Source organism: Vibrio sp. 704 (assembly GCF_033339295.1).
In genome coordinates this window covers 47,602-68,356 of record NZ_JAWOUH010000017.1, presented here as the reverse complement: position 1 = coordinate 68,356, position 20,755 = coordinate 47,602, and the positions used below count along the sequence as shown (strand labels likewise).

Here is a 20,755-nt window from a genome sequence, read left to right as displayed (position 1 = left end):
TTAACCCTTAGAATTTATAACCGCGATGCAAAGCCACAATACCACCAGTTAAGTTGTAGTATTTGGTGTTTTCAAAACCTGCGTCTTGCATCATGCCTTCCAGCGTTTCTTGGTCTGGATGCATACGGATTGACTCCGCTAGGTAGCGGTAACTCTCTGAGTCATTCGCAACTAGCTCACCGATTCTCGGCAACAAGTGGAATGAATATGCGTCGTATACTTTCGATAACGGCTCTAGCACTGGTTTTGAAAATTCCAACACCAATAGACGGCCGCCTGGCTTCAGTACGCGGAACATTGAACGAAGCGCTTTGTCTTTGTCAGTCACATTACGCAAACAAAAACTGATGGTGATGACATCAAAATAATCATCTGGGAACGGCAGTTCTTCTGCGTTGGCTTGAACGTAGTGCACGTTACCCACAATACCGTTATCACGCAGTTTATCGCGACCAACGTTAAGCATTGAGTTATTGATATCGGCAAGGATGACATGGCCTTCATCGCCAACAATGCGCGAGAATTTCGCCGTCAAATCACCCGTACCACCACCTAGGTCAAGAATACGTTGGCCAGGGCGAGCACCACTACAATCGATAGTGAAGCGCTTCCAAAGGCGGTGAATACCACCAGACATCAGGTCATTCATGATGTCGTATTTTGTTGCCACGGAGTGGAATACTTCGGCAACCTTAGTCACTTTTTCGTCTTTTGCCACTGTAGAGAAACCAAAGTGAGTGGTTTCATTCTCTAACGCTGTATTGGATTGCAAACTTGTGTCCGTCATTCTAATTCCTCTTAGGCAGCGCTTTCCTCTACGGGGCGTTTGTTGACAAATAAAATCGCCCACTGCACTGCGGGCGATTAGTTTACTTTATCCTCAGCCGGATGTCTTTCTACTAACGGGTCATTTTCTGAAAATGCATCACTCTGCGCTAACTGCGCGAGGTCGGAAGAAATCGGTCGTTTAATTTCAACTCCCAAGTGTTTAAAGCTTTCGGCTTGGCGAATCACATTTCCGCGCCCTGTGGCAAGCTTGTTCATCGCACCTTGATAGCTTTGATTCGCCTTATCCAGCGCACCGCCGAGCCCCTCCATGTCGTCTACAAACAATCGTAATTTGTCGTAGAGTTTTGTCGCACGCTGCGCAATCATTTTGGCGTTTTCATTTTGGCGTTCATTGCGCCATAGATTATCAATGGTGCGCAATGCCACCAGCAACGTTGTTGGGCTCACCAAAATGATGTTTTGCTCCATCGCGTCTTTAATCAAGCTCGGATCGGCTTGAATCGCGACTTGGAACGCCGGCTCAACCGGGATAAACATCAGAACATAGTCCAAACTCTGAATACCTTTGAGTTTGTGGTAGTCCTTCATGCTTAACCCTTTGATATGTGCACGTAGAGCAGCTAAGTGCGCATTCAAAGCCTGATCGCGCTCAGCATCAGTTTCGGCGTTGAAGTAGCGCTCATAGGCAACCAGCGCCATTTTAGAATCCACAACCACTTGTTTGTTTTGTGGGAGATGCACAATGACATCAGGTTGGTAACGCTTGCCTGCTTCATTTTGTAAGTTCACCTGAGTCTGATATTCGTGCCCTTCACGCAAGCCAGATTCGGCAAGTACCCTAGCGAGCACCACTTCGCCCCAGTTACCTTGCTGTTTGTTGTCCCCTTTCAACGCTTGGGTCAAATTAACCGCTTCGCGCGTCATTTGCTCGTTCAAACGTTGCAGGTTTTTCAGCTCATGCACTAAGGTATGGCGCTCTTTAGCTTCTTGGCTAAAGCTGTCATTAACGTGCTTTTTGAACCCTTCTAACTGTTCTCTAAGCGGTGACAACAAGCCTTCTAAACTCTGACGGTTTTGCAAATCGACCTTCGCGGTTTTTTCTTCAAACAATTGGTTGGCCAAGTGCTCAAATTGTTGTTTCAAGCGTGCTTCCGCTTGTTCTAAAATTTGCAGTTTTTCGGCATTAGCTTGGTTAATTTGCTCATGGCGAGCTTGCTGTTCACGCAGCTGCGTTTCTAGACGTGATTTGTGTTCACGCATTTGACCAAGCTCATCAAAGTATTGCTGGCGCTCTTGCTTTACAGCCTCGAAGTAACGCAGTTTTTCCATAGCTGCCATCAGCTTTCCGTGCGTTTGACGCACTTCAAACGCGGCTTTATCGCGCTCATCATCTAACTCATCCAACTCTTGCTGAGCATCGGCAAGGCTTTGCTTGACCTGTTCAAGTTGCTGTTGATGAAGCTGTTTTTCTGAAACAAGTTGTTGCTCGAGAAGCTGAGTTTGGGTGATAAAACGCTGTTTCACCCACCAACCGGCAGCGACACCACTAAGCGTGGCAGCACAAAGAGAAGAGAGAATGAGAGATTGGTACTCAAGAATCCATTGCATAATAGCGAGTTAGCCTATGTTTTGTATCTATAACAATGGTATTTAGACACTGGATAAATGTCCAGTTTGTTGGATGAAAAATCCTCGCATACACTAGGCCTTCCTATAATATTCTTTCTTCCGCTCAAATTATCCAAACCGAGCGGCACATCATCACGCAGAGGCATCATGAACGAGCGTCGCGCCCTAGGATTTGGGCTCTCAGCAGTATTACTTTGGTCTACCGTTGCAACCGCATTTAAACTCACGCTGGCAGAATTTACGCCGATTCAAATGCTATGCATTGCCAGCATCGTCTCTGCGATTGCACTAACAGTAATCTGTGGTGTGCAAGGTAAACTGGGCCAGTTAAGCGCTACATTTTTCTCAAACCCTTGGTATTACCTACTGCTTGGGTTGATTAACCCTTTGGCGTATTACGTTATTCTGTTCAAAGCATATGACTTGCTGCCCGCATCTCAGGCTCAAGCGATCAACTACAGCTGGGCCATTACCTTGACGCTAATGGCTGCTGTTTTCTTAGGGCAGAAGATCCGAGCTAAAGATTGGCTCGCTTGCGGTTTTAGCTATGTAGGCGTGATTGTGATTGCCACACAAGGCAATCTTTTAGGCATGGAATTTGAGAGCCCGTTGGGTGTTGGTCTTGCGCTGCTATCAACGCTGCTGTGGGCCGGTTACTGGATTTTAAATACCAAAAATAAGGCCGACCCTGTGGTTGGCGTTCTGCTCGGCTTTTTGGTCGCTATTCCATTCGCCATTGGTTTAAGTCTTTATGAAGGTGCTGACTGGCAGATGATCTCAGCTAAAGGCTGGGCAGCGGTGACGTATGTCGGACTGTTTGAAATGGGGATCACTTTCGTTTTGTGGCTGAGCGCACTCAAATCAACGCAAAACACCGCGCGTATCAGTAATCTGATCTTTGCTTCTCCATTTATCTCACTCATGTTGTTAGCTACCATCATCGGCGAAGAAATTCACCCTTCAACCTTGATTGGCCTGGTATTGATCATCAGTGGCTTAGTCATTCAGCAAGTCTCATGGGGCAAGAAAACCAAAGCGGTAAACGCTTCTTAATCACCTATCCAAAGCCCTAAAAAACGATGCAATAAGTTGGATAAAAAAGAGATATAGATAACATTTTAATGATAGAAAGCACTTTACGCTGCTAGGATTTAGCTACGCGTTGGATACGATACTCACAAAGCCCAATAGCTTACGCTAGATTCTAATATAATTACTTTTGGGCGATTTAGGACTCGTTATTAATTATGTTTCGCTTCGCTATTCCTTCGCCTTTGATGGCAGACTGGCAACACGTTCTGCGACAATGCTGTAATGTAACTCAAGCTCAGGGACAGCTTTATACTCTGAGCGATACTCAGCAGTGGCTATCGACTGAGGTGTCCACCTCAACCCAAAATCATCGTGCTATCGTCGATGTGATAACGCAAGTTGTCGATCACTTTACGCCGACAGATTTTACAGTTAGCCATACCCCTTTTGAAGAGCAAACCTTGAGCATAGGACCGATTTGGCTACCTAATGGCGAATTGCTTGCCGTACTGACACTGACTCACCCTAATGATCAATCAACGGTTGTTTCGGCATGGCTAAGCGCAATGGCGGGGCGGATCAGCTTTGATATCAACTTGCACTGTCAGCAAGAACAAACGCGACATCAAAGCGCGGAAATAAAGCCAACACCAACACTACAAGAGTTTATCGACTGCCTTGAAGACCACGTATGGATAAAAGGCATGGATGGTCTTTATTCGATGACCAACCGAAGCGTAGAAAATGCGTGGCAAAAAACCAACAGTGAAATCATTGGAAAAGACGATTTTGCTCTGTTTAGCCATGAACGTGCGGAAAAATTCATTGATGCCGATAAATTGGTGGTAGCCACGGGCACGCAAAATATTGTTGAAGAATGCCGTCAAATTGATGAAAACAATAACCCCACTTGGCTAGAAACCATTAAGTCTCCTGTCCGTGATCATGCGGGAAACTTAATCGGCATTCTGGGGATGACACGTAACATCACCCGCCGAAAAATGGTAGAAACGCAGCTCTCCTTAGCGTCCCAAATTTTCAACAATTCGCAAGAAGGCATGGTCATTACAGACCGCAATGCCAACATCATTGATGTAAACACGGCTTTTACCCAAATTACAGGTTACCGCTCTGAAGAGGTGATAGGAAAAAACCCACGAATTCTGCGTTCAGGCCATCATGATCAAGGTTTCTATCAACAGTTGTGGCATCAACTCGAAAACAAAGGCCAATGGAAAGGCGAATTCATCAACAGAAAGAAAGATGGCAGCATTTATCCGCAATTAGCGACCATTAGCGCCGTAATGGACGATAAAAACCACCTTATTAACTACATTTGTGTGTTTGAAGATATCTCTGTGCGTAAGGCACACGAAGAAAAGCTGCAGCGCATGGCTTTTTACGATCCATTAACCAATCTACCTAATCGCACCCATTTACTCAGCTTACTCGAACAACACATCGAAACCGGACACAAAAGCCAGCAGACGTTTGCCACCCTATTCTTAGATATCGACCATTTCAAACACATCAACGATAGTATGGGCCACTTCTGTGGTGACCAATTGCTGTCTAAGTTAGCGATTCGTCTGCAAGATGTGCTTCACCTCAATGCGCATGTGGCTCGTATTGGCGGCGATGAATTTGTGATTATTTTGCCAGACATCCATAGTGATGTTGCCTTACTGGAAACCGTCGGCGATATTCTAAGCGTATTCCAGCAACCATTCGACTTGGCAAACCACGACTCACTTCGTGTCTCGACCAGTATTGGTATTGCCTTGTACCCAAGAGACGGTCAAGACAGTGAAACCTTACTGAAAAACGCAGACACTGCGATGTACTTAGCGAAGAAAAATGGACGCAACGGCTACGCGTTTTACTCACCGGATTTGACCGATAAATCCGTATCCCATGTACGCATTCAATCCGCTTTGCATCAAGCAATAGAAAAACAACAACTCCGGTTAGAATTCCAACCGCAATACAACTTGGAACAAAATACGATTGTCGGCGTGGAAGCTTTATTACGCTGGCAGCATCCAGAGTTTGGCCTTGTACCACCAGCAGACTTTATTCCAATTGCAGAAAAAACAGGGCTGATTCAAAGCATTGGTGAGTGGGTGTTACAACAAGCTTGTTTGCAAGGTAATGCTTGGCTAGACCAGGGCATCGAGTTTGGCAAAATCGCCGTCAATGTTTCTGCGTTGCAGCTTCAGCAGTCAAATTTCATTCAGCGATTAAGTACTATCCTCGATAACACCGGATACCCTGCCCAACGGTTAGATTTGGAGATCACAGAGAGCTTTTTACTGATCGACCCTCAACAAGCCATTGCATCGTTAAATCAATTACGAGAGCTGGGTATTGAGATTTCTCTGGATGACTTTGGAACTGGCTATTCGTCTTTGTCTTACTTGAAAGGTTTGCCAATCAACAAACTGAAAATTGACCGCTCATTTGTCAGTGATGTCCCAAGTAATAGCGACAGCAACGCGATTGTGAATGCCATTATTGCCATGGGAAAAACGCTGTCGTTGAAAGTCGTCGCGGAAGGGATAGAAACTCGGGAACAAGCCGATTATTTATTCGAAAAAGGCTGTATTTATGGTCAGGGATATTTGTTTAGTCAGCCAGTGAGCGCTGAAAAACTGTTTCGTTGAACCAGCTTGATCCTCAAGTCACTCTCGCGGTGCCACGTCCGCGGAGGTGATTTGTTTTGCTTGATTTTGGGTTGATTGGCATAGCTCTAGACGATCAACCAAAATATTGATACAAACCAGCAACGGCACACCGATCAATAGTCCCATTCCGCCCCAAAGCCAGCCCCAAAAAACAAGCCAAACAAAAATCACTAACGGGTTTAAGTTAAACCTTTTCCCCAATAGTGTTGGTGTAACAAACTGACTTTCAATCAAATTGAGCAGTAAATAGATAGACACCAACGTCAGCATAAAACTGACCGACTCCAACTGAAGATAAGCAACAAAGCCAAAGCTCACCATGGATATGACAGGGCCGAGGTACGGCGCAAAATTCATCACGCCTGCAAATGCGCCCCATAGAAATGGATCTTCAAGGCCTAGAACAAAAAACACGGCCCCAACACTCAACCCCAGCCCCGCATTCACTAAAGTGATGGTGCCAATGTATCGAGATAGGTCTTTCTGTAGCGCTTTGACCAACTCAATCGCTTGGCGCTGTTTGGCGAACCCATGTAGGTAAGACACTGACTTTCGAAATAAGCTTCGTCCATGATTGAGCATAAAGTAAACCATAAACAGCACGATCATCGCTTGTGTCAAAATCGTCGGCGTAGTGGTCGCGAGCGTTTTTACCAAAGAAAATACGGTGTTGTTCCCGACCTCATCCATACTCATATCGTTGGCGATATTCAATGGAGTATTAAGGTGATCAGCCGAAACTTTAGTAACTTCGCTTACTTCTTGCGACACATTTTTCACGATACTGGGCAGCTCAGACCACCATTGCTTGGCGGGCTCCGACATGGCGGCAAGACCAATAATTGAAGCGCCAACGAGGAATGACAGCGTCAACACGACGGTAATAGCACGTGGTAAGCCTTTGTCTTCAAGATAATTAATGAAAGGGCTGCACAGCAGAGAAATAAAGGTGCTAAGCACAATAGGTAACAATATTGGCTTGGCAAAATACAGCCCTGGGACGAGTAACAGGACGAGAAGCGTTGCACCAATCGCAGTGTTGGCAGGAATGTTCAATTTCGCTGTCATAATAAGCTCAGAATCGGTAAGAAAATTTTGCGGTGAAATCCGCTATTAGAGTGGTTCGCCCTCTGTCGTCGCAGCGTTGCTTACTTGTGTTGCTGCATTTCCATTTTGCTCCGCATCTGACTCATCCAGAGAAGCTGCCGCGACCGGCTTTGTGAGCGAATCGGTAATATCAGACACGCTGCTAACCAATAGCCCCATTGACGAAATAGAAGAAGTCAGTCGAGACAATCGACCTGCTTTTGCAGCGGTAACGGCAACGACAGCACTAATGCCTAATGTCGTCCAAGGGTTTTCTCTCACAAACTTCTTGGTGGTAAACGTGAACATTTCCATCGACAAACAGCATTGCTCTAGAGACGCTTTACCTTCCATCCGCTTGATCCGCATGGCTCGATTGAGCTTTTGTAGCGAGCGCATCCCACCCCTCCTGTAATTGTTCTGTCGTATTTTTGAATCCAAGAAATCCAACTAAACGCTTCTGCCACCAGGCTAAAGCAAATAATGCCAAGCCTAATGATGTGATAAATACACCCACGGCAACATACACGTTGGCAGTTAACTGATAAGCCACCACCCCAGAGGCTAGGCACAAACTGAATACGAACAATACCGACAATAGAGTAAAAACAACGGTACACAGCAAAATCTGACGCACTGCGGACACGTTAACTTTCATCTCCAAGAGGAACAAATCCAACGTTGAACCTGACCATACTTTTAGCGATTTCGTCAGTTGGTCCAATTGCGCAAGAATGCTGCTCAAACCATTAATGGTTTGTTGGATATCCTGTTCTTCTGCCCCATCAGGGGCTCGGCCGCTGTCTGAAGCCGCCGAGCCTGATTGCTGATTGGTAACTTGCCCTGAGTTATTCATGTGAAGCCTCGCCTTTCTGTTGTGTGGCTTAATCCTTGGTGACCACTATTATTTGATCAGCTTCTATTTGATCAGCTTCGAAACCGCCCAACCAGCAAGGAAGGCACAGCCTATGCTCAGCAATGGGCGCTCCTTGATTACATTTTCTGCCGACTTGGTCGCCTGCTGAACTTGCTGTGCACCGACATCCAGCTTCTCTTTGGCTTGGTCTTTCATCGCGCCAACAGCTTCCGTCGTGGCTTGCTCCGCTAAGTGATATGCTTCTTCTAACTGCTCTTGAGGTTTTACTGTGCTTTCTTTTGTAGTAGCCATAACTAGCCTCCATTAATGAGTTGAGTAGTGAATCAAGTGAAACAATGTTTGACCTCACTTACTCCCTACAAAGCCATATCCATGCCAGAATTTTAAGGTATTGTTTTTTATTGGTTTTATTTTTGTTTCGATAAAAAGCCGTATCTGTACGTGTAATTCTTTCCAGGCTTTCCCCGCCATTCTTGTAATTTTTTCTTAGCGCCTTACCGACTGTTAGCAAGTTATTGCAAAACAAGATATTAAGCCACTGATTAATAAGACTTAAAGTTCATTGGCATACAACCTGCAACTGAAGACGAAACATCGTGTTTGTATTCCATACGCTCAAACACCCCTATCACCAGTAAATAAGGAGTGGCATATGAAAAATGAAAACATCGCCTCAATCATTGAGCTTATCGAAAGCGGAAATGAAATTTACAACAAGGCCATCGAGAACATCGACAACACTTCTTTGAATAATGTGTTGGTAGAACTGCTCAGAGTACGTGAGCGTGCAGTCATTGAGCTCACTCCCTACTCTCTAGCAAGTAACAATGAAGAATCTGCCGACGACACTCCGGTTTCCTACACCATCAAGGCGCGTGAGGTTTACAGCGACGTGATGAAGGAAGTGTCCTCTGACAAAGAGTCAATGTATTTAGAACAGCTTGAAGGTGTCGAAAGCAAGGTACTCAAAGAGATTGAGAATTTGATTACTTCCCACCCAGAGCAGGCGGATAACTCGGTTCTGCTGAAAGTTCGTAGCGATATAAAAAGCTGCAAAGAAAAACTTAGCAGCATCAGCCTTATTAGCTAAAACCTGGTGGTCGCCTTTGCAACAAAGCTCGGTATTGAGCAAAGAAATGGCCAACTTGCTTTGGCCATTTCTGACAAGCCCACAGGCGCATTAACATAACCATCACGAGAAATGTCCCACGACAATAGTCATAAATAAAGAGGTCACTATGACATTGGATAACAATCGAGTAAGGGAGCTACTCGTAAAAATGACACACCATCGCCAAACGTGTTTGCCTCTCGTTAACCCGCAATCACATATGACACTCGCAAGAGCGGCATATCGATTCGTGAAAATAGAAAAAGTGATGATCAAAAAGATGGCGAAGCTGTTCTTCGATCAAGACGGTGAACAATTCATTGCAGAAAATGCCACCGAATACGGCGTTGCCGAGCTAGGTAATTACAAAGAAATGCATTTTATGAATAAATTACTGTTAGATGATTTAAAAGCCCTGCTTAGAGCCATTGACGACACCAACTTAACCGCACTTGTTTCTTATTGGTTAGCTGCTTTACAAGTTGAAAACGATGAAATTGAAAAGCACTTACCTCAGGGTGAGTAATTATACTCGCCCTTCTTTCTTCACTTTGTTTAAACCACATCCCCAATCAACCTAGTAAAAGGTGCAGATAGAAAAAAAGCCGCTGCATCTACTACGCAGCGACCTTGATAGCCTTTTTACGACGCACACCAAATCATCAAACAACACAGAAAAAGCGCCATGTAGAATACGAAGCAAATGGCGCGTTATCCGCGGATTACAGTGTTAAAGCGAAGATGATTTACGTCTCTGGCCTGGAACAAATACGTTCAATGACTTTGGACGCAGCTTGATTGCCAGTTGCTCATCAGAATACAGTTCACCATCAATCACATACTCAATCGGCTTATTCGCAGAAATAGTGACACTCTGAGCCGTCGCGTATTGAAAATGTGTCGATTCTTCCTGTGCGCCTACGCTCGTTAATGTCAGATCCGACAAGGCGATAAGACGTCCGCCTAAAGACTCGGTGTTATCTAAATATGTGATATGCAGCTTGCCATCATCAGGCTGCGGCGCATCACCACCTTGGGCAAGCAACGTACTAAATGGAGCGATATTCGCAACGACAAAACTATGGACTTCAAGCGTTTGTGTATTCTTGTCGTGGTTTCCATCTTCAGTTGGAGCGTCTAACGATACGGTTAAAGCTTGCGTTTCTTCCGCCACTACAGCATTAAAAAAGCCGGTGAGGTAAGCGAGTTGTCCAAAAACATTTTTCTCTTCTCGCTGAGCGTGCTCGATCATTTTCTGTTCTAGCCCAATGCCTAAGACCAACAAAATAAGCCGCTGATTACATTCCGCAGTATCAATACGTTGGCAGTGTCCGCCAAGCAACGCTTCACACGCTTTTTCGACCGGTGAGAATTTGGCGCCAACGCCATAGAGCACATGACATAACGCATTGGCAGTTCCGAGCGGAACAATACCGAGTTTTAGGTCGGTATCCACCAATTGGCTAGCCACCTCTGTTACTGTGCCATCGCCACCAGCTACGATGATTTGCTTAGCTCCACTTTCTTTTGCCTGTTGTGTTAGCTGCTCGGCGCTGAGGTTTGTGGTGGTTTGATGAATACTCAAGCGATATTTTTTGGTTAGCTCACGAATCAAGTGCTGTTCGTTTTCCTCCCATTTGCCGCCACCTGCAACAGGGTTAACCACCATCCAAGTGGATTGATCCAGCCCCAGTACGCCTTTTTCACTGATCGCTCGTAACGTCCTAATCTGTAATTTATTCAATCTCGCGGTACTACGTACGTCATTGATTTTTTTCATCACGGATTCAACCGTCAGTGACGGGTCTTTGCTCAGTAAATACGCCGCCACAACAAACACTGAACGACCACGCCCTAACGCACAATGCACAACCACGGCCCGCGAGCACGAGATTTGAGTATCAATCCAGTTAATCGCATGGCGAAGACGCTCTAGCGTCGGGGCTTTGTGGTCGAGTACCGGAATCGAAAGGTAATGAAACTGCTTGTCGGTCATCGCACTTTCAAGACCTGCAAATTCTGCGGTGACATCGACAATACAAGAGATCTCATTGGATTCGAGAAAATCTAAGTCACTCTGAAACAAACGGCGAGATAGGTATAAATTGTCGCTGACTTTTTGGATTGGAGGCACTGTATCACGCCGTCTTTCCCAGGCGTTATATGCTTTAGCCCCCAATAAAAATGGGATGAATGCCCAGCGAATCCATCTGACAATCTTGCCATCTTGGTTTTTTCTAAAAATAGAGGGAATGTCGAATACGTAGGCTACGCTGACCAACGCTAAAGAAAGAGATATCCACAAGAACAGCAGACTAACGATAATTTGAGGCGTATAGATAGCGGCCAATAAACTGATCAGAGCGCCAAGAATATAATATTTGATGATAAACATTCGCTCTCCTTGCCTTCAGCGAGTGCACTTTTTAGTGGAAGTTAGAATACGCGGGGGATTGAGCTTGGATACATGAACTTGAGTAAACGCCTTGATTGAGTGCCTTCCCGTGCCGAAATGGCACGAAAAGGTCCAACACTCTACCTAGCTTGCCATCTCTTCAACATAACCATCCGCTAGTTTCATTTTCTGCTTATCGGTCATTACCTTACCGGCTAACTGGAAGAAACGCTGCTCTTCTTCCTCAAGATGGTGCAACACTTTGTGACGCAAGGTTTTCATTAGGTTGAGCCACGCTGGCGAGCTCATATCGGTTGCATCAAGCTGTGCAATCACTTTATCAATTTCATGATGCTCTGCGATGCCATGGCGAGTGAGATCAATGGTCTTATCGCTATCTATTAAAGGCGCGTAGAAAAATCGCTCTTCTGCCGCTGCGTGCTGTTCGAGTTCCTCTTTAAGGTTGTGGTAAAACTCTTCACGAGCGGGGGAATCTCCAGACGTTTCCATCAGAGCATCGAGTAAAAGGCGCTGCTTTTCATGACTCTCTTTCAGTACATCAAATATGTTTTTCATCTTTGACTCCTTATCTGATTGTAAACAATTGGGACAAAAGGAAGGGCGGTGATTGACCGCCCCTCTCTTACATAGCTATGCGTAAAAAACCTAACCTGATTCGGCTAACAGTCTTGGTCTTCAGCGTTTAGATTTTCTTTAATGTTTTCACATTCATCTTCAATCGCATTTTGGGTTTCTTTGGCGGCTTCATCTATCTTTTTGCCGGCCTGTTCCATTGGCCCTTCTTCACTACAAGCTGCCAACGCAAACACCAAACCGAATACTGCGGCGATACGGTAAATAAATGACGTAAGTCGCATGAAATCTCCTATCTATTTACGTTTTTTCTTCCCAGCAGAACAATCACTATTGATACAATTAATGACAATAGGAATAGGTAAAATATCACTTGCGCGATAGAGGCAGCAGCTCCTGCAATACCGGTAAAGCCTAATAGTGCAGAAATTAGTGCCAGTGCCAGAAAAATAAACATCCAACGAACCATAGTGTTACCTCCTAATAAAAGTGGGTTAAATCACTCGGCTCGCTATTATTGAACCACTTCTAGCTTATCAATCACCTTATTTACGTCATTGGTGTTATTTGCAATTGAAATTGCAAGATCATGCTCCGCATCTGAATTAACTTTACCTGCCAACGTTACCGTTTTGCGTTCCGTCGTTACATCAATATCCGTACCACTCACATTGGTATCCATTAGTAGGCGCGTTTTAACTATAGTCGTGATTTTAGAATCGGTCAGTGTAGCTAAAGCTTCTGAATCAGTTTCTTTCTTGCCTTCATTCACTACTGACAATTCGTTGTTTACTTTTTTCACACCATCAAGACCAGTCACAAGCTCTTCGGCAAGTGATTTTTCAAGATCATTGTTTACCGAACCAGAAAGGGTAACGACCTGATTCTCAACATCGGTATTGATATCAAAAGAGTTGAGATTACTGTTTAGCAGTAGTGTGGTTTCAGCTTTACCATCTAGCCAAGCGTCCATGGATTCTTTTTCCCATTTATCACTCGCTAAGACTGCTGTAGATGAAGTAGCAAGAACTGACGTAAGTACAATTTTAGCTGCGATGTTATTCATGGTAATTCTCCTTTATTGACGTTGCACTTCCCTAGAAGCAAACCATGTGCCAACTTTATAACTCATTGTTTTTAAGTGACTAATAAAGGAAAGAGGTAAAAATGAGATGAGCAATAAAGTATAAGCATGAATTATTTACACGTAATAAATGTAATTTTTAATCGGTGATAAAGCCTCCGTCACTTGTGCCTAAATAACCTGATAAAACAGAAAGGCTATTTCTCCAGAATCAATTAATAGCAAAATTATTATTTTAAATAAAAAAATCAGAACAAAAGGAAATATCTACTGATGGCTCTCACCGATATATATCAAAAAGGGGCTAACAACATAAAAATATCGAACAAATCCTTAAATCTATGCTGACAATATTTTGTCTTGTGAAGTGAGAATAATCCACGTACATTGTTTCTGTCATAGTAAAGAGGACATTTCTATGTCGATGCCAAGCCTGTTTCTAAGAATACAAGATCCATCACTTAAAAATGCCATCGCTTCTTGCCAGGAACTGAACAAATTTCGTCTGCATGACATCGATGCCGCAGACCAATGGATTGAAGATTTCCTACAACTCAAACCGGAAGTTGCGATTGTTGAAGTCGCCCACTTTACTAGTGCAGATTATCAACGTCTTTCTAATATCGAAGACATCTACGATATGGACTTGATCATCATTAGCTCAGGCGCTCCAAACGAGAACTTGGATAAGCTGATGAACTTGGGTGCTATTTTTCACTACAGAAAGCCCGTTGATATTGCCATTCTGACGGACACCCTGAGCGAAGTCAGCCAATACTATCAACACAAACAAGATCAAGGGCGTAAAGTGTCCACTAGCGATCTTGACCAATTTGGTCTTTTGGTCGGCTCTTCCTCTCCGATGCATCAGCTCTATCGTATGATCAGGCGCGTTGCTAAAACAGAAGCCAACGTCCTTATTGTCGGTGAAAGTGGATCAGGCAAAGAACTGGTGGCGCAGACCATCCACTTAGCGAGTGAGCGTAAACAACAGCCCTTTATAGCGATTAACTGTGGTGCCATTAGCCCTGAATTGGTTGATAGTGAACTGTTTGGCCATGAGAAAGGCGCTTTTACCGGAGCAAATAAAACTCACCAAGGTGTATTTAAGCAGGCAGAGGGCGGCACCCTATTTTTAGATGAAATCACCGAGATGCCTATCGAGCATCAAGTGAAGCTATTGCGGGTGCTAGAAACCGGAGAGTATCGCCCAGTTGGCAGTAATACAGTTCATATCGCTAATACTCGCATCATTGCTGCTACAAACCGTGATCCTAAAATCGCCATTGAGGAGCAGTTCCTGCGTGAAGATCTGTTTTTCCGCTTATCGCATTTCCCATTAACGATACCGCCACTGCGAGAACGAGGCGGTGATATCGTAGGTCTGGCCAAGCACTTTATTGCGCACCGCAACGCCAATGAGGCAAAAACCAAAACGATTCTTGACTCTGCGATCCAAAAAATCGCTGCACACGACTGGCCAGGTAATGTCCGTGAGCTCAAACACACGATCGAGCGTGCATTTATTTTGGCTGATGACACCATCCGAGATGAACACCTTATCTTCGACACACCACCATTGGAAACAGGCACCAGCATCGAAGACCTTGTTCCGGCGGGCGTTTCGCTAGAAGAGCTAGAAAAAGCCGCCATTCTCAATACCCTTGAAGAGAATCAAGGCAATAAAACGGAATCAGCGCAGGAGTTAGGCATTAGCGTGAAAACGCTCTATAACAAACTCGAAAAGTATCAAGACGAGTAACTCGCTATGGGAATACAAAAAGAGCACTGACTTTTATTCAGTGCTCTTTTTGTATCTTATCTTTTATGCAGTTAGGCTGCGTTTGGTGTTTGATTAAACCCACTGCCCCGCAACAAAGCCGCTCGACCAACACCACTGAAAATTGTAGCCCCCTAGCCAACCAGTCACATCCATCACTTCACCAATAAAATAAAGCCCTTTAATGTCTTTGCATTCCATGGTTTTCGAGGATAAGTGATCAGTATCGACACCGCCGAGTGTCACTTCCGCAGTTCGGTAGCCTTCAGTGCCATTCGGGGCGATATCCCAATGCTCTAGACGCTCCACAATCGCCGCAAGCTCCTTTTGATTGAACTGTTTTAGCGGTTTATCGACTAGCTCTTTACGTTCAATTAAGACTTCAACCAGACGCTTAGGCAGCACTTTGGCAAGCGTATTCTTGAGTGACTGATTTGGATGCTTCTCACGACTGCGTTCTAATAACTCAGCAACATCATCGTTTGGCACAAGATTGATCAACACCTTTTGTCCGGCCCGCCAGAATGAAGAAATCTGTAACACTGCTGGACCAGATAACCCACGATGTGTGAACAACAGGGCTTCTTTGAACATGGTGCCATCTTCAGCCGTAATTTCCGCAGGTACCGCGATACCAGATAACTCAGCAAAGTCTTCTTTGTCTTCTTTATGCAGAGTAAATGGTACAAGCCCTGCCGTGGTTGTGATAACTCGAAGACCAAATTGTTCCGCGACTTTATAACCAAATGGTGTCGCTCCCAGTTTTGGCATCGACAAGCCACCTGTTGCGATAACTAAAGACTCACATTCGACAATCTCAGTACCAGCATGCAAACGAAAGCCTTCATCAATTTTTTCAATCGAATGAACATCGCATTGGTAACGCTGCTCGATGTTCGGCATGTCACACTCAGCTAACAACATCTTCACGATATCTTTGGCCGTAAATGCATCGACACAAAACAACTGGCCGTGATCACGCTCTTCGAACTCAATGCCATGTTTACACACCATCGAGATGAAATCCCAGTTAGTGTATTGGGAGAGCGCCGACTTAACAAAGTGCGGGTTTTGACACAAATAGTGATTAGCTGAAACGTCGTAGTTAGTGAAGTTACAACGACCACCGCCCGAGATAAGGATTTTACGTCCTGGCTTTTTAGCATGATCGAGCACCAAAACACGGCGGCCTCGCTTGCCTGCTTCTGCAGCACACATTAAACCTGCTGCGCCTGCGCCAATTACAACAACATCAAATTTCTTACTCATCGGTAGCTCTTAGACTGATTGGTATCGAATCAAAATAAAAAAGGATGTGCACATTGCACATCCTTGCTTTCTAGGCGCGACATTCTACCGACAAATACCGAAAGGGAAAAGCGCTTAAACTCTAAGCGCTCTGTATGTCCGCAAAATCTCAGACAGAACAACTTCTGGATTATTGACTCTTAGAGAATGAAGGCCGCAAGTAGCGTCACGCCGAGCAACGCGGTCGATAGAACAAACAATTCACGCACTCTTTCACACTTACCAGTAAAAATTTCATCGTGGTGATGATGATATTCTTTACTTTTAATGTAGTGATACAACCTCACCTGCTTGGTGACATTTCCATGAGTGGTAAAAAAACCATTACCATCAACTTGCTGATATAACAGCGGATGCGCTTCACGCATGATATAAATTAGAGAACGAAGAGCGGTGAGATACCGGACCATATTAACTCCAGTTACCACCATTAGCGCAAATAAGATTGTGTCTCCACTGATCATCTTTTCCTCCCTACATCTTCAACAATGCTCAAGAGAAAAAGACGATCAACACTTCGTCTTTACCCGCTACTTACAACGTCCCAAAACGCGTTTACGCAGCTGGAGCATCCATGATTGAAGATGAACCTTCTTTCGCCATTTGTGCTAGATCTTTGTCAATGAAGAACAACGCTTTACCGTCTTCACCTACCAGTTCGATCTTATCTAAAATCCCTTTAAACAACTTCTCTTCTTCGTGCTGTTCTGACACGTACCACTGTAGGAAGTTAAACGTTGAGTAGTCTTGGCTAGTAAATGCAACGTGCGCCAGTTTGTTGATTTTTTCCGTGATCATTTGCTCATGTTCAAATGTCTCGCGGAAAACGTCACCTAGGCTCGCAAAGTCATGCTTTGGCGCATCAATAGCGCCTAAGATTGGCATTGAGCCAGTTTCACTCACGTAAGTGAATAGGCGTTGCATGTGCTCCATTTCTTCTACGGCGTGAGCGCGTAAAAATTCAGCCGCACCTTCAAAACCTTTGTCTTCACACCAAGCACTCATTTGTAAGTATAGATTGGATGAGAAAAATTCTAGGTTAATTTGCTCATTCAATTGTTCGACCATAGTTTGAGACAGCATGTTAACTCCTATTATTGTGCATGCAATATACCCAAGTAACCTCGAAATAAGTGACGCTGCGAGAATAGCTTGGTCCGGCAGACACGGCGAAGTTTCACTTCAACTCTAGTCAGTAACACTACGCTTATTTCAGCATATCAAAGTCACTTGGGTATAACGCCACTATAACATGATTACTGAGACAAGACTTTGTACCTACGGCACCGATATGAGATCACTTCAGCAAATTTTTTTTGGGGTTGGTGCTAATCTAAAACTATGACCTTACAAGGAGATAGCAATATGAGTTACAAACACATACTTGTGGCAGTCGACCTTTCAGACGACAGTAAAGTGTTGATTAAGAAAGCCGTATCACTGGCTAAACCTCTGGATGCGAAAGTCTCTTTTATTCACATCGACGTGAACTACGCAGAACTCTACACCGGGCTTATCGATATCAATATGGCAGAAGCGCAACATCAAGCAATGGAAGCATCGCGCACACAATTGGCAAACTTCGCTGAATATGCGCAATACCCAATTGCCCATACTTTAGTCGGTAGTGGCGATTTGAGTAATGAGCTGTGCGATACCATTCAAGACTACAGTATCGATTTGGTGGTTTGTGGTCATCACCAAGATTTCTGGAGCAAGATTCTATCTTCGACTCGACAGCTGATTAACTGCTCACCAGTCGATATGCTGGTCGTACCGCTAAAAGACTGATTGGCGCAACGATAAAACTTGGTTAGACTGCGGGCACATTTGTTGTTGATAAAGATTCTCATCCATGGCTTATCTATCCGCAGTTACCCTACTTTGGGCATTCTCATTTAGCCTGATCGGCGTTTACCTCGCCGGTCAGGTTGATTCTTGGTTCTCGGTGTTCATGCGCGTGGCACTGGCGAGCCTGGTTTTCATTCCCTTTTTGAAATTCCGTGGCGTTAGCAAATCCCTAATCGCGAAACTGATGACCGTCGGTGGCTTCCAGCTCGGTTTGATGTATTGCTTCTACTACCAATCTTTTTTGCTTCTTTCCGTGCCAGAAGTATTGCTGTTCACCGTATTCACACCCATTTACGTCACGCTCATCTATGACTTCTTGAAAGGTCGCTTTTCACCTTGGTACTTAGTTACCGCAGCAATAGCCGTATTTGGTGCCGCCTGGATTAAATTTGCAGGCATTAATGAAGATTTCCTACTGGGCTTTTTGGTCGTACAAGGAGCAAACCTCTGCTTTGCCATCGGTCAGGTGGGCTACAAATATATCATGGAGAGTGAACCCGTCGATTTGCCACAACACACCGTGTTTGGCTACTTCTACTTAGGTGCACTTTGTGTAGCAACCGTGGCTTTCGCGCTCATGGGTAACCTAGACAAATTACCAACCACTACAACGCAATGGGGCATTCTGACATACCTTGGGTTGATTGCTTCTGGTTTTGGTTACTTTGCTTGGAACAAAGGCGCGACTATGGTGAACGCAGGGGCACTGGCAGTAATGAACAATGCATTGGTTCCGGCGGGCTTGATTGTAAACATTGTGATTTGGAACCGCGATGTTGATGTCATGCGACTCGCCATTGGTGGTGCAATCATCATGCTATCGCTGTGGATTAACGAAACTTGGGTGAAAAAGCGCGTAGAGATGAGTTACGCCAATAAGTAACGCAGCTAATCCTATAAACATTTCGACAATAAAAAACGCTCTCCGACTGGAGAGCGTTTTTTGTTTGATTAATGCACTTTGGCTTGTGAGATTGCGTTCATCAAAGCATTAGGTGGCGTTGGCAGCAACACTTCTAGTTTCGCATTGCGCGCTTCAATCTTGCGCTGACGCTTAAGTAACTTTTGTTGTTTTTTCGCCACTTTTAGCAACTTCTTTTGCTGCTTATAGTGCTTTTTCAGTGCTTTTTTCGCTTTCTTGAGCGATTTTTTATCCGCTAAATCAAACCATACTGGTGCGTCGGCTCTTACTGGCTCCAGAGATTTTTCGGCTTGTTTTTTCTCTTTCACACGCTCAACAACACGCTTCACAATCGCGGCTTTTTCGTTGCTTTGTTTAGTGGTCACTGGAATCGCTTGTGATGGCAGAGCTTCAACCAATAAGCCACATGCTTGTTGCTCACTCAATGGCTTGTCTTGGCATTTTTGTGGAGGAATTGCGGCTGGCTTACAAAGGGTATCTTTGGCCGATGAAGAGCGTGCGCAAGAACGACAAACGAATTTTGGTGCGACAACTAAACGATGGATATCACCAAGTTCTGCCGCGATCTGTTTGCGACTCATTTTACATAAACGTTTAGCCATTCTACTACTCCAGCTTCCCAGTTATCGACCGCATCACAACAAGTGAAATAATAATAATTCTTAGTTAGATATACAGTCAGGGAAGGGAATTAGCAAGAGAAAACTATCAATAGAGACGAGGAAAGAGAGGCTGAGTCACAGCACGATACACCGTACTGTGACAAGAAAAGTTGAGCCGTCAGGAAGTTATGCCATCGATGCTTTAACGTAGACATCGAAGCGATTTTTTTTCGTTTCAATCGCCATGGTCGGTTTTTTCTCGTTCAGCCAGTTAGCATAGTCTGGGCGTTTAACTACTACACGCTTTGTGGCTAACGCCATGGCTGGTTCTAGTAGGCCATCGGCGTCCAAATCAGCGCCAACCAACGATTGGAAAACGCGCATTTCTTTTTTCACGAGCGCCGACTTCTTTTTATTTTCTGGGTGCGGATACATCGGGTCAAGATACACCACATCTGGCTGGACAAAGTCTTTATCTTGCGCCAATTGTTCCAGCGCATCATGGCTAGAAGCATGGATTAGCGACATGCGCTCAGATACCCAGGTGCCGATTTCTGGGTCTTGTTTCGCTCGATCCAAGCCATCATCTAACAAAGCCGCTACGACTGGATGACGCTCGACCATCTGCACTTTACAACCTAGCGAGGCGAGCACAAACGCATCACGACCAAGACCTGCCGTGCCGTCTAACACGGTTGGCGTTGCCCCTTTGTTCAACCCCGCAGCTTTCGCAATTGCCTGGCCTTTACCACCACCGAACTTGCGACGATGACCGACCGCACCACCAATCAAATCCACAAAGATTGCACCCAGCTTTGGCTCATCCACTTTACGTAGCTCCAAACGCTCGGTGGTTAGCACCAAAGCAAAATCGCTATCGTCAGTGTGTGAAAGCTGCCAACGCGCAGCGAGTTCATCAAGATGAGATTGTTGAGACGGGTTTTCACAGATCAATTGCAGTTGCAAAAGGAGGCTCCAATAAAAATCGAGGTAACTGGCGCTGAGTGTATA

At 44.8% G+C, this 20,755-nt stretch carries 23 protein-coding genes; 7 read left to right on the top strand and 16 right to left on the bottom strand.

Going from position 1 to position 20,755, the window contains the following annotated elements; genetic code table 11:
* Window positions 1–7 precede the first annotated feature (7 nt).
* Entirely contained in the window at window positions 8–787 is a 780-nt protein-coding gene (gene ubiE, locus R7R24_RS18845; RefSeq protein ID WP_005379210.1) for a bifunctional demethylmenaquinone methyltransferase/2-methoxy-6-polyprenyl-1,4-benzoquinol methylase UbiE, read from the bottom strand.
* Between the two features lie 77 nt (window positions 788–864).
* A complete protein-coding gene (gene rmuC, locus R7R24_RS18840) occupies window positions 865–2,397 on the bottom strand; it encodes a DNA recombination protein RmuC (protein ID WP_005379209.1) in 1,533 nt (510 codons plus the stop codon).
* A 168-nt stretch (window positions 2,398–2,565) separates the two neighbouring features.
* Here rmuC and R7R24_RS18835 point away from each other — a divergent pair, with 168 nt between their 5' ends.
* Complete coding sequence (locus R7R24_RS18835; RefSeq protein ID WP_054579547.1) at window positions 2,566–3,471, top strand: DMT family transporter; 906 nt, start codon at window positions 2,566–2,568, stop codon at window positions 3,469–3,471.
* A gap of 194 nt (window positions 3,472–3,665) precedes the next feature.
* Complete coding sequence (locus R7R24_RS18830) at window positions 3,666–6,113, top strand: EAL domain-containing protein (protein WP_054579546.1); 2,448 nt, start codon at window positions 3,666–3,668, stop codon at window positions 6,111–6,113.
* Between the two features lie 18 nt (window positions 6,114–6,131).
* Here R7R24_RS18830 and R7R24_RS18825 read toward each other — a convergent pair whose 3' ends face one another.
* The 4 genes from R7R24_RS18825 to R7R24_RS18810 all read right to left on the bottom strand — a co-directional run bounded on the left by R7R24_RS18825 (window position 6,132) and on the right by R7R24_RS18810 (window position 8,388).
* Window positions 6,132–7,202, bottom strand: coding sequence for an AI-2E family transporter (locus R7R24_RS18825; RefSeq protein ID WP_054579545.1), 1,071 nt, complete (start codon window positions 7,200–7,202; stop codon window positions 6,132–6,134).
* A gap of 45 nt (window positions 7,203–7,247) precedes the next feature.
* Window positions 7,248–7,574 (bottom strand): hypothetical protein, encoded by a 327-nt coding sequence (locus tag R7R24_RS18820; protein ID WP_005379200.1) that lies wholly within the window; start codon window positions 7,572–7,574, stop codon window positions 7,248–7,250.
* Window positions 7,564–8,076: a hypothetical protein gene (locus tag R7R24_RS18815; protein WP_033905884.1), complete on the bottom strand. Its 513-nt coding sequence runs from the start codon at window positions 8,074–8,076 to the stop codon at window positions 7,564–7,566. The genes R7R24_RS18820 and R7R24_RS18815 overlap by 11 nt, the downstream gene beginning before the upstream one ends.
* Window positions 8,077–8,139: 63 nt before the next feature.
* Complete coding sequence (locus tag R7R24_RS18810) at window positions 8,140–8,388, bottom strand: hypothetical protein (RefSeq protein WP_005379196.1); 249 nt, start codon at window positions 8,386–8,388, stop codon at window positions 8,140–8,142.
* Window positions 8,389–8,749: 361 nt separating this feature from the next.
* On the opposite strand from R7R24_RS18810, the gene R7R24_RS18805 reads away from it, so the two are divergent.
* A complete protein-coding gene (locus R7R24_RS18805; protein ID WP_005379194.1) occupies window positions 8,750–9,187 on the top strand; it encodes a DUF2383 domain-containing protein in 438 nt (145 codons plus the stop codon).
* A 148-nt stretch (window positions 9,188–9,335) separates the two neighbouring features.
* On the top strand, window positions 9,336–9,734 hold the full coding sequence (locus tag R7R24_RS18800; protein WP_005379193.1) for a hypothetical protein: 399 nt from the start codon (window positions 9,336–9,338) through the stop codon (window positions 9,732–9,734).
* 204 nt (window positions 9,735–9,938) lie between these two features.
* On the opposite strand, the gene R7R24_RS18795 is transcribed toward R7R24_RS18800, so the two are convergent.
* From R7R24_RS18795 to R7R24_RS18775, 5 genes are all read right to left on the bottom strand, one after another.
* Window positions 9,939–11,603 carry a diacylglycerol kinase family protein gene (locus tag R7R24_RS18795; protein WP_054579544.1) on the bottom strand — a complete coding sequence of 555 codons (1,665 nt, stop codon included), beginning with the start codon at window positions 11,601–11,603 and terminating at the stop codon, window positions 9,939–9,941.
* Between the two features lie 144 nt (window positions 11,604–11,747).
* The gene (locus R7R24_RS18790; protein ID WP_005379185.1) at window positions 11,748–12,179 is read right to left on the bottom strand and encodes a hemerythrin domain-containing protein; all 432 of its coding nucleotides are present in this window, start codon (window positions 12,177–12,179) and stop codon (window positions 11,748–11,750) included.
* A gap of 104 nt (window positions 12,180–12,283) precedes the next feature.
* Entirely contained in the window at window positions 12,284–12,481 is a 198-nt protein-coding gene (locus R7R24_RS18785) for a hypothetical protein (protein ID WP_054579543.1), read from the bottom strand.
* A gap of 8 nt (window positions 12,482–12,489) precedes the next feature.
* On the bottom strand, window positions 12,490–12,666 hold the full coding sequence (locus tag R7R24_RS18780; protein ID WP_005379177.1) for a DUF1328 family protein: 177 nt from the start codon (window positions 12,664–12,666) through the stop codon (window positions 12,490–12,492).
* A 45-nt stretch (window positions 12,667–12,711) separates the two neighbouring features.
* Window positions 12,712–13,263, bottom strand: coding sequence for a BON domain-containing protein (locus tag R7R24_RS18775; RefSeq protein WP_005379174.1), 552 nt, complete (start codon window positions 13,261–13,263; stop codon window positions 12,712–12,714).
* A 436-nt stretch (window positions 13,264–13,699) separates the two neighbouring features.
* Here R7R24_RS18775 and R7R24_RS18770 point away from each other — a divergent pair, with 436 nt between their 5' ends.
* Window positions 13,700–15,043: a sigma-54 interaction domain-containing protein gene (locus R7R24_RS18770; protein ID WP_005382945.1), complete on the top strand. Its 1,344-nt coding sequence runs from the start codon at window positions 13,700–13,702 to the stop codon at window positions 15,041–15,043.
* A gap of 93 nt (window positions 15,044–15,136) precedes the next feature.
* Here R7R24_RS18770 and R7R24_RS18765 read toward each other — a convergent pair whose 3' ends face one another.
* The 3 genes from R7R24_RS18765 to ftnA all read right to left on the bottom strand — a co-directional run bounded on the left by R7R24_RS18765 (window position 15,137) and on the right by ftnA (window position 17,452).
* Window positions 15,137–16,330, bottom strand: coding sequence for an NAD(P)/FAD-dependent oxidoreductase (locus R7R24_RS18765; RefSeq protein WP_054579541.1), 1,194 nt, complete (start codon window positions 16,328–16,330; stop codon window positions 15,137–15,139).
* A gap of 179 nt (window positions 16,331–16,509) precedes the next feature.
* Window positions 16,510–16,833 (bottom strand): universal stress protein UspB, encoded by a 324-nt coding sequence (uspB, locus tag R7R24_RS18760; RefSeq protein WP_005379169.1) that lies wholly within the window; start codon window positions 16,831–16,833, stop codon window positions 16,510–16,512.
* Between the two features lie 91 nt (window positions 16,834–16,924).
* Window positions 16,925–17,452: a non-heme ferritin gene (gene ftnA, locus R7R24_RS18755; protein WP_005379167.1), complete on the bottom strand. Its 528-nt coding sequence runs from the start codon at window positions 17,450–17,452 to the stop codon at window positions 16,925–16,927.
* Between the two features lie 282 nt (window positions 17,453–17,734).
* On the opposite strand from ftnA, the gene uspA reads away from it, so the two are divergent.
* Window positions 17,735–18,160 (top strand): universal stress protein UspA, encoded by a 426-nt coding sequence (uspA, locus tag R7R24_RS18750; RefSeq protein ID WP_005379165.1) that lies wholly within the window; start codon window positions 17,735–17,737, stop codon window positions 18,158–18,160.
* 64 nt (window positions 18,161–18,224) lie between these two features.
* A complete protein-coding gene (locus R7R24_RS18745) occupies window positions 18,225–19,103 on the top strand; it encodes a carboxylate/amino acid/amine transporter (protein WP_025768287.1) in 879 nt (292 codons plus the stop codon).
* 68 nt (window positions 19,104–19,171) lie between these two features.
* On the opposite strand, the gene R7R24_RS18740 is transcribed toward R7R24_RS18745, so the two are convergent.
* Window positions 19,172–19,744, bottom strand: coding sequence for a hypothetical protein (locus tag R7R24_RS18740; RefSeq protein WP_054579540.1), 573 nt, complete (start codon window positions 19,742–19,744; stop codon window positions 19,172–19,174).
* Window positions 19,745–19,930: 186 nt separating this feature from the next.
* Window positions 19,931–20,710, bottom strand: coding sequence for a class I SAM-dependent methyltransferase (locus R7R24_RS18735; RefSeq protein WP_005379162.1), 780 nt, complete (start codon window positions 20,708–20,710; stop codon window positions 19,931–19,933).
* Window positions 20,711–20,755: the final 45 nt, after the last annotated feature.

Coding starts and splice junctions, on each gene's coding strand:
- ubiE (WP_005379210.1), bottom strand. CDS start 787: ATGACGGACACAAGTTTGCAATCCAATACAGCGTTAGAGAATGAAACC.
- rmuC (WP_005379209.1), bottom strand. CDS start 2,397: ATGCAATGGATTCTTGAGTACCAATCTCTCATTCTCTCTTCTCTTTGT.
- R7R24_RS18835 (WP_054579547.1), top strand. CDS start 2,566: ATGAACGAGCGTCGCGCCCTAGGATTTGGGCTCTCAGCAGTATTACTT.
- R7R24_RS18830 (WP_054579546.1), top strand. CDS start 3,666: ATGTTTCGCTTCGCTATTCCTTCGCCTTTGATGGCAGACTGGCAACAC.
- R7R24_RS18825 (WP_054579545.1), bottom strand. CDS start 7,202: ATGACAGCGAAATTGAACATTCCTGCCAACACTGCGATTGGTGCAACG.
- R7R24_RS18820 (WP_005379200.1), bottom strand. CDS start 7,574: ATGGAAGGTAAAGCGTCTCTAGAGCAATGCTGTTTGTCGATGGAAATG.
- R7R24_RS18815 (WP_033905884.1), bottom strand. CDS start 8,076: ATGAATAACTCAGGGCAAGTTACCAATCAGCAATCAGGCTCGGCGGCT.
- R7R24_RS18810 (WP_005379196.1), bottom strand. CDS start 8,388: ATGGCTACTACAAAAGAAAGCACAGTAAAACCTCAAGAGCAGTTAGAA.
- R7R24_RS18805 (WP_005379194.1), top strand. CDS start 8,750: ATGAAAAATGAAAACATCGCCTCAATCATTGAGCTTATCGAAAGCGGA.
- R7R24_RS18800 (WP_005379193.1), top strand. CDS start 9,336: ATGACATTGGATAACAATCGAGTAAGGGAGCTACTCGTAAAAATGACA.
- R7R24_RS18795 (WP_054579544.1), bottom strand. CDS start 11,603: ATGTTTATCATCAAATATTATATTCTTGGCGCTCTGATCAGTTTATTG.
- R7R24_RS18790 (WP_005379185.1), bottom strand. CDS start 12,179: ATGAAAAACATATTTGATGTACTGAAAGAGAGTCATGAAAAGCAGCGC.
- R7R24_RS18785 (WP_054579543.1), bottom strand. CDS start 12,481: ATGCGACTTACGTCATTTATTTACCGTATCGCCGCAGTATTCGGTTTG.
- R7R24_RS18780 (WP_005379177.1), bottom strand. CDS start 12,666: ATGGTTCGTTGGATGTTTATTTTTCTGGCACTGGCACTAATTTCTGCA.
- R7R24_RS18775 (WP_005379174.1), bottom strand. CDS start 13,263: ATGAATAACATCGCAGCTAAAATTGTACTTACGTCAGTTCTTGCTACT.
- R7R24_RS18770 (WP_005382945.1), top strand. CDS start 13,700: ATGTCGATGCCAAGCCTGTTTCTAAGAATACAAGATCCATCACTTAAA.
- R7R24_RS18765 (WP_054579541.1), bottom strand. CDS start 16,330: ATGAGTAAGAAATTTGATGTTGTTGTAATTGGCGCAGGCGCAGCAGGT.
- uspB (WP_005379169.1), bottom strand. CDS start 16,833: ATGATCAGTGGAGACACAATCTTATTTGCGCTAATGGTGGTAACTGGA.
- ftnA (WP_005379167.1), bottom strand. CDS start 17,452: ATGCTGTCTCAAACTATGGTCGAACAATTGAATGAGCAAATTAACCTA.
- uspA (WP_005379165.1), top strand. CDS start 17,735: ATGAGTTACAAACACATACTTGTGGCAGTCGACCTTTCAGACGACAGT.
- R7R24_RS18745 (WP_025768287.1), top strand. CDS start 18,225: ATGGCTTATCTATCCGCAGTTACCCTACTTTGGGCATTCTCATTTAGC.
- R7R24_RS18740 (WP_054579540.1), bottom strand. CDS start 19,744: ATGGCTAAACGTTTATGTAAAATGAGTCGCAAACAGATCGCGGCAGAA.